Origin of the sequence: Methylobacterium sp. UNCCL125, assembly GCF_900116795.1 — a bacterium.
GTDB classification, from domain to species: domain Bacteria; phylum Pseudomonadota; class Alphaproteobacteria; order Rhizobiales; family Beijerinckiaceae; genus Methylobacterium; species Methylobacterium fujisawaense.
Genome location: NZ_FPBW01000037.1, coordinates 46520 through 53547 on the forward strand (window position 1 = coordinate 46520; position 7028 = coordinate 53547).

Below are 7028 nucleotides of genomic sequence, written 5' to 3' on the forward strand. Positions count from 1 at the left end.
CCATGCGGATGCCCCTCGCCCTCGTCCCGGCCGTCGCCGCGGGCCTCGCCGTCGTCGGCCTCGCCGGCGCGGCGCTGGCCCACGGGCCGACGCCGCAGAAGATCGACCAGTCGATCACCATCCAGGCGCCCCCGGACGCGGTCTGGAAGGTGGTGGGCGATTTCGGCGGCATCGGGCGCTGGCACCCCGACGTGGCCAAGGCCGAGGCCAGCGGCGGCAATGTCGAGGGCACGACCCGCCGGGTGACCCTCAAGGCCGGCGGCACCCTGGTCGAGGGGCTGGACGAGTGGCTGGCCGACGGCCGGACCTACTCGTACCGGATGTCCGACCCGGACCTGAAGGCGCTCCCGGTCTCCTCCTACTCGGCGACCCTCACGGTGACCCCGGACGGGACCGGCTCCAAGGTGTCGTGGATCGGCCGCTTCTACCGGGGCGACACCGGCAACGAGCCGCCGGAGAACCTCAGCGACGAGGCCGGGCGCACGGCGATGAACCGCTACTTCGCGGACGGGCTCAAGGGGCTGAAGGCGGCCGTCGAGGGCCGGACGACCCATTGAGGCCCCGCATGCGCCACCTCCGGCTGATCGCGACGCTCGCGCTCGCGGCCGCCACCGGGACCGGTGGCGCGTCCGCCTCCGCCGACCCGGTCTGGGTCGTCAGCCAGCAGGGGGCCGAGCTGGCGCGGATCGAGGCCGGGACCGTGGCCGGGCGGATCCCGCTCGGGCCCGCGCCGGTGGCGGCGGCCACCGACCGGGCCGGCCGCCTCTATCTCACCCACCCGGACGGGCGCGCCGTGACCGTCGTCGAGCCCGGCAAGCCGCCCCGCCGCCTGCCCGTCCCCGGCCAGGTCTTCGGCCTCGCGGCGAGCCCCGACGGCGCGCACCTGTTCGTCGGCGACTGGTCGGGCGACCGCGTGCTGCGGATCTCCGCGGCGACCGGCGCCATCGAGGGCACCGCGGCGGTGGGGCACGAACCGGCCCATCTCGTCCTCGACCGGCGCGGGCGGCTCTACGTCGCCGACCGCGAGAGCCGTCAGGTCAGCGTGATCGACACGGGGACGATGACCCGCGTGGCCGTCGTCCCGACCGGCGAGGCGCCCTTCGCCCTGGCGCTCGCGCCGGACGAGGCCAGCCTCTACGTCGCCAACGTGCGCAGCGGCGACCTCACGGTGATCGACACGGCGACGTTGCGGGCCCGTGCCACGGTTCCGGCCGGCCGTATGCCCTACGGCGTCGCGGTCACCGGCGACGGCAGCCGGATCCTGGTCACCAACCAGCATGCCGCCGCCGTGACGGTGATCGATGCGGCCCGGCTCGAGATCGTCGCCACCGTGGCGGTGGGGCCCTATCCCGAGGGCATCGCGGTGGTCGGTCCGCGGGCCTATGTGGCGAACTGGTTCTCGGACGATGTCTCGGTGATCGATCTCGCCACGTGGCGCGAGACGGCGCGCATCAAGGTGGCGGAGGGCCCGCGCACGGTCCTGGCGCCGGGGGAGCCCGCGCGATGAGACGGGCCTGCCGCATCCGGATCGCGTCCGGCCTGGTCCTGCTGGCGCTCGGCGCCTGCAACCGGGACTCGGACGAGCGCGGCGACGCCGCGGGCGCGGTGGTCGCCACCACCGCCGAGGGCACCCTGCCGGCCTGGCTCGCCCCGACCGACGGGACCGACCCGGCCCGCTGGCTCGCGGGCCGGGAGGCCGGCAAGGCCCTGCCGGCCGACGAGCCCCGTGTGCGCGCGATGGCGGCGGCGCTGGCCCGGGCCCGCGACGGCTTCATCGAGGATCCGCGCATGATCGCCAACCGCACCGTCCAGCTCGGCCAGATGCTGGCCGAGGCCGGCATCGGCGAGGGCTACGGCGCGATCCTCGACGGGCTCGGCGGGATCGCGGCCGAACGCGGGCGCCGCAAGAGCCTCTACGGCGAGATGTGCCAGCACTACTACAACGCGCGGATGCAGGGGGCCGACCATGCAGCCGCGCTGGCGCGCCTCGCCGCCCCGCATCCGGTCCTCGAGGGCACGCCGTGAGCGCCGCCCGGGCCTCGGCCGATTGGCCGGCTGGGGGGGACGGTGCGGCCATCCTCGACGCGGTGCTGATCGTCGACGACCACCCGGTGGTGCGGCGCGGCTTCCGCCACCTCGCGGAGGATGCCGGCGTCCGGGCGGTCCACGAGGCCGCCGACGTGGTGTCGGGATACCGCACGTTCCACCGCCACCGTCCCGGGCTGGTGGTGACCGACCTCGGCTTCCGCGACCAGGGCCTTTCCGGCCTGTCGCTGATCCGCCGGGTGCGGGCCCTGGAGCCGGCGACCCGGATCCTCGCCTTCAGCATGCACGACGACCCGGTGATCGTCGCCCGCGCCATCGAGGGCGGGGCGCATGGCTTCGTCCTGAAGGACACGGCGGTGACGCGCTTCCACGAGGCGCTGGCGGCCGTCTCGGCCGGGCACAGCTACCTGCCGCACGAGGTCGCGACCAAGATCGCCATGCTGAATGCCGGCCTGCTGGACTCGCCCCTCGCGCGCCTGACCGCGCGGGAGGTTCAGGTCCTGTCGCTGCTGGGGGCGGGCAAGTCCAACGAGGCGATCGCCGACAGCCTGTCGATGAGCCACCGAAGCGTGTCGGCCATCGTCTCGGGCATGAAGCAGAAGCTCGGCGCCGGCAGCCTCGCCGACCTCCTCCGCATCGCCCTGTCGCGGGACGGGCGGCCGGTGTGAGGCGGGCAGCCGACAGCGCGTCCGACAGCGCCGCCGACAGCGGGCCGGGGCTACCGCGGCACGATCAGGCCGGGAATGATCGATCCCTGCGGCCCGAACGTCGCCTCGGCCTTCCGGCAATTCGCCGCCACGTCCTTCTGGTAGGCCGCGATGTACCGGGTCGCGATCAGGTGCAGGTCGCCGGTCTCCAGGCTGGCGGCATCGACGCCCAGGGCCTCGACGGTCTGCTTGAGGCGCGCGGGATCGCTCCGCAGGCCGGGGCATTCGAGGTTCACGAATCCGGCGAGCCCGGCGAGCTTCGCCGCCTGGTTGCGCCGCGGGTCGCCGGCCGATGGGTCCTGCGTCTGGGTCTGCGCCTGGGCCGTCAGCAGGCTCAGAAGGAGGCCGGCCGAGACCAGACCGGACAGACGGACCACGCGCATGGCTTCTCTCATCCTGTTCGAAGAGCAGCGCGTCCGTCCACCGTCACCGCTGCGCAGAGTCACGCAGGGTTATGCCGCAGGATCGGGGATTTACAATGCAGACCAAGCTTATAATCGTCTTAATTGCTCTGACCTGCGGGACCTTGCCGGCGGATGCCGCCCGCCTGACCATGGACGACAAGGCCTCGCTGTGGCCGCGGGCGAGCATGACCGACAAGATCGATTTTTCCAGCCGGATGGGCCGGGCCTTCCACACGCTGTCGCCCAAACTCGACGAAGCGTATTTCATGCGGTGTCTGGAAGAGACCGCCAATATCGGTGACACGAAGGAACTCAGGCTCGAAGAGATGGTGCGGGCCTGCATCTCCCTCGTCCGGGACGAAGGCGAGTGAGCGGCCGGCCGCGCCGGCCTGCGGTGCCGCCGACATCCCGGGGGCCGCGAAGGTCAGGATCCGGCCGTGATCCCTGACCACCTTCAGCCCGGGTCCGCCTGCGGTCCGCGTATCGGAAAGCTCCGCGGGCGGCCCGGCAAGGGCCGATGCGGCGCGCCGGACGCCCGCGGAACCGTGCTCCATCCGCCTCCGGGATTACACGCAGCAATTGAAATCAGGTCTTCCGGAAAGAATCCGGAAAGCTCCCCGTTGCTAAAGTCCCGCTTGGTGGGAGCGTGCACCGTCCAGCAGTACGTTCGCGCAGGCGGACGAGTGGGATCCCCGGAACATGAACAGTGGGATGGGCGCGCTGCGGGAGAAGGCGAAGCTTCTGGACACCGTCCTCGACACGATGGACCAGGGTCTCATGATGATCGACGCCGCCGGCGTCGTTCAGGTCTGCAATGCCCGCGCCCTTACGCTGCTCGATTTGCCGCCGGCGCTGATGCGGACCCGCCCGACCTTCGAGGCCGTCCGGCAATATCAGATCGCGCAGGGGGAGTTCGGCGCGGCGTGCGAGACCCTGCGGCGCTGGGTGGCCGCGCGCGGGCTGGAGCGCCGCGCCCATACCTACGAGCGCGAGCGCCCGAACGGCACCGTGCTGGAGATCCGCACCGTGCCGCTGCCCGATGGCGGGGCGGTGCGGACCTTCACGGACATCACCGCGCGCAAGCGGGCCGAGGAGACGCTGCAGGTCAGCGAGACGCGCCTCGCCCTGGCGCAGGACGCGGGCAGTGACGGGCTCTGGGACTGCGATCTCACGACCGGGGAGGCGTGGTCCTCGGATCGCTGGTGGGGGGTGCTGGGCTACGAGCCCGGCGAGCTGGCGAGCCACGCCCAGACGTGGCGGGCCCTGCTCCACCCGGAGGATGCGGGCGCGGCCGAGCGGGCCCTGATCGAGCATCTGAGCGGGCGGGCGCCGACCTTCGCGTGCGAGCACCGCATGCGGCGCAAGGACGGCACTTGGGCCTGGATGATGACCCGCGGCAAGGTCGTGGCCCGCGCCGCGGATGGCCGTGCCCTGCGCTTCATCGGCACGCAGATCGACATCAGCGCCCGCAAGGCGGCCGAGGGGCAGGTGGCCCACATGGCGCGCCACGACGGCCTCACCGACCTGCCCAACCGCGCGCTGTTCTACGAGCGGCTGGAGATCCGGCTCGCCGACCTGCATCTCCACGGCGGCGCCTGCGCGGTGCTGTGCCTCGACCTCGACCGCTTCAAGGCCGTCAACGACAGCCTCGGCCACGCGGCCGGGGATTTCCTGCTCCGGGCGGTGGCCCATCGCATCCGCGCGGTGCTGCGGGCCGAGGACATGGTGGCGCGCCTCGGCGGCGACGAGTTCGCCGTGCTGGTGGCCGATGCGGGCGATCCCGCCCACGCCGAGACCCTGGCGGCGCGCCTCATCGCGGCGGTGCAGGCGCCGATCCGCTTCGGCAAGCAGCGGCTGAAGGTTGGCCTGAGCGTCGGCATCGCGCAGGCGCCCGGCCACGGTCCCGATAGCGAGACGCTGTTCCGGCGCGCCGATCTCGCCCTCTGCCGGGCGAAGGCGGAGGGCGGGAACACCCATCGGGTGTTCGAGCCCACGATGGACGAGGCCGAGGCGGCCCGGCGCGACCTGGAACGGGATCTGCGCCAGGCGATCGAGGGCGACGAACTCATCCTGCACTACCAGCCGCAGGTGAGCACCGCCACCGGCCGGCTCGTCGGGTTCGAGGCGCTGGTGCGCTGGGAGCATCCGACCCGCGGGCTGGTGCCGCCGAATGCCTTCATCCCGCTGGCGGAGGAGAGCGACCTGATCCTGCTGCTGGGGGAGTGGGTGCTGCGCGCCGCCTCCCGGGAGGCGGCGCGGTGGTCCCGTCCGCTGAAGGTGGCGGTGAACCTGTCCCCGCGCCAGTTCCAGCAGGCGGATCTGCCCGAGCGCATCCTGGCCATCCTCACCGAGACGGGCCTGGCGCCGACGCGGCTCGAACTCGAGATCACCGAGACCCTGATCATCAACGACATGGCGCGGGCGCTCGGCATCCTGCGTCGGCTGAAGGCCTTCGGCATCTCCATCGCGATGGATGATTTCGGGACGGGCTACTCGTCGCTGGCGACGCTGCAGGCGTTCCCCTTCGACAAGATCAAGATCGACCGGTCGTTCGTGGGCCATGTCGAGGTCAGCGCGCAGGCCGCTGTGATCGTGCGCGCGGTCCTGGGGCTCGGCCGCAGCCTGGGGATGAGCGTCGTGGCCGAGGGCGTCGAGACGGATGCGCAGATGCGCTTCCTGGCCGCGGAGGCGTGCGACGAGGCTCAAGGCTATCTGATCAGCAAGCCGCAGCCGATCGAGCATTTCGCCGAGCAGATCGGTGCGTGCGAAGGCTTCGTGGCACCGGGCCGCCCGGACGCGGCCGTCGCCTGAGGCACGCTGCAGATCGACGACGGCCCGGAGCCCGGACGGTCGATGCGGGGCCGGATCGGGCCGCCCGATCGGCCGGCGTCCCACGGCGGCGATAGCCGCCCTGCGGCCTCGACGCGTTCCGGGGTCCGCCGGGACCGCGGGCGCCGCGCCGGCCTCTGTGGCGCGGCCGCGACACCCGACGACGACCGCCTGTGGATGACGTGACCTGCCCCCGATCCGTCAAGGTTCGGAGGCCAGCATGACCGCGCACCGCCGATCCGGCTCACCCAGCGCCCTCATCGCATGTTCGCCCAGCCCCACGCCCTCCTCCTCCGTCATCGCGAGCGCGTCGCCGTGCTCATCTCCTCCGCGCTGTTCCTGGCGGGCGCCCTGCCGCTCTTCTGGGCGATCGGCTGATCCCCCGGCTCTGACCAATAGAGAATCGGCTGCGGACCGGGCCGCACAGGCTCTCGACGCGCCGCACGCCCGGCGGGCGGTCCGATACGGATTCCGCCTGAAGCGCTCGGACGAGGCCGGCGTCCAGGTTTCACGCGTGCAGCGAAGCCATCCGGGGCGGGCCACCCGCTCCGAGGTCGCCCGGCCCTGGTTCACAGCGCTCCGCGGTTAAGGCCGTGGAAAGTCCGTCCTGTCGCGGACGCGACGGCCTCCGAACGCCGAAGGGGCCGCGTCCTTTCGGACGCGGCCCCTTGCGAGCTCGGCTTGGCGCGGCGGTCGGGATCCGACCGCCGCGGCGCGGTCTTAGTAGGAGCCGAACTTGTAGTTCAGGCCGGCGCGGACGACGGCGAACTCGTCGGAACGGCGGCCGATGCCGCTGTAGACGACGGGGAAGTTGTTGGCGGCGTTGATGACGAACGCGCCCTGGTTGCGGGTGTTGCGGTCGAGGTTGACGTACAGGCCTTCGACCTTGAGCGTCACGGCCGAGGAGCGGAAGAAGTTCAGGAAGGAGTCGGTGGGGAGCGCGTACTCGACGCCGCCGCCGACGGCCCAGCCGGTGCGGAAGCTGTCGTTGCCGGCGTAGCCGCCGAAGGAGCGGTCGGCGCTGCCGGAGCCGTAGGCGAAG

The 7028-nt window shown here is 72.5% G+C and carries 7 protein-coding genes and 1 pseudogene; 6 read left to right on the forward strand and 2 right to left on the reverse strand.

All coding sequences use genetic code 11. The features are described from left to right. Positions 1–2: 2 nt before the first annotated feature. Genes BM396_RS27715 through BM396_RS27730 form a run of 4 tightly spaced genes read left to right on the forward strand, consistent with a single transcriptional unit; the run spans position 3 to position 2714 of the window. Complete coding sequence (locus tag BM396_RS27715; RefSeq protein ID WP_043386677.1) at positions 3–557, forward strand: SRPBCC family protein; 555 nt, start codon at positions 3–5, stop codon at positions 555–557. Positions 558–565: 8 nt separating this feature from the next. After that, entirely contained in the window at positions 566–1507 is a 942-nt protein-coding gene (locus BM396_RS27720; RefSeq protein ID WP_043386680.1) for a YncE family protein, read from the forward strand. Further along, complete coding sequence (locus BM396_RS27725; protein WP_043386683.1) at positions 1504–2025, forward strand: hypothetical protein; 522 nt, start codon at positions 1504–1506, stop codon at positions 2023–2025. The genes BM396_RS27720 and BM396_RS27725 overlap by 4 nt, the downstream gene beginning before the upstream one ends. Further along, on the forward strand, positions 2022–2714 hold the full coding sequence (locus tag BM396_RS27730) for a response regulator transcription factor (RefSeq protein ID WP_078947215.1): 693 nt from the start codon (positions 2022–2024) through the stop codon (positions 2712–2714). Before BM396_RS27725 ends, BM396_RS27730 begins: the two co-directional genes overlap by 4 nt. A gap of 50 nt (positions 2715–2764) precedes the next feature. On the opposite strand, the gene BM396_RS27735 is transcribed toward BM396_RS27730, so the two are convergent. Next, a complete protein-coding gene (locus BM396_RS27735; protein ID WP_043386687.1) occupies positions 2765–3136 on the reverse strand; it encodes a hypothetical protein in 372 nt (123 codons plus the stop codon). 95 nt (positions 3137–3231) lie between these two features. Between BM396_RS27735 and BM396_RS27740 the strand changes: the two genes are divergently transcribed. Together BM396_RS27740 and BM396_RS27745 are read left to right on the forward strand one after the other, a co-directional pair. Beyond that, complete coding sequence (locus BM396_RS27740; RefSeq protein WP_236952738.1) at positions 3232–3528, forward strand: hypothetical protein; 297 nt, start codon at positions 3232–3234, stop codon at positions 3526–3528. Positions 3529–3856: 328 nt separating this feature from the next. Further along, positions 3857–5968 (forward strand): putative bifunctional diguanylate cyclase/phosphodiesterase, encoded by a 2112-nt coding sequence (locus BM396_RS27745; protein ID WP_043386691.1) that lies wholly within the window; start codon positions 3857–3859, stop codon positions 5966–5968. A gap of 738 nt (positions 5969–6706) precedes the next feature. Here the strand turns inward: BM396_RS27745 and BM396_RS27750 are convergent. After that, a pseudogene (locus BM396_RS27750) lies at positions 6707–7028 on the reverse strand (porin family protein); the annotation flags it as partial.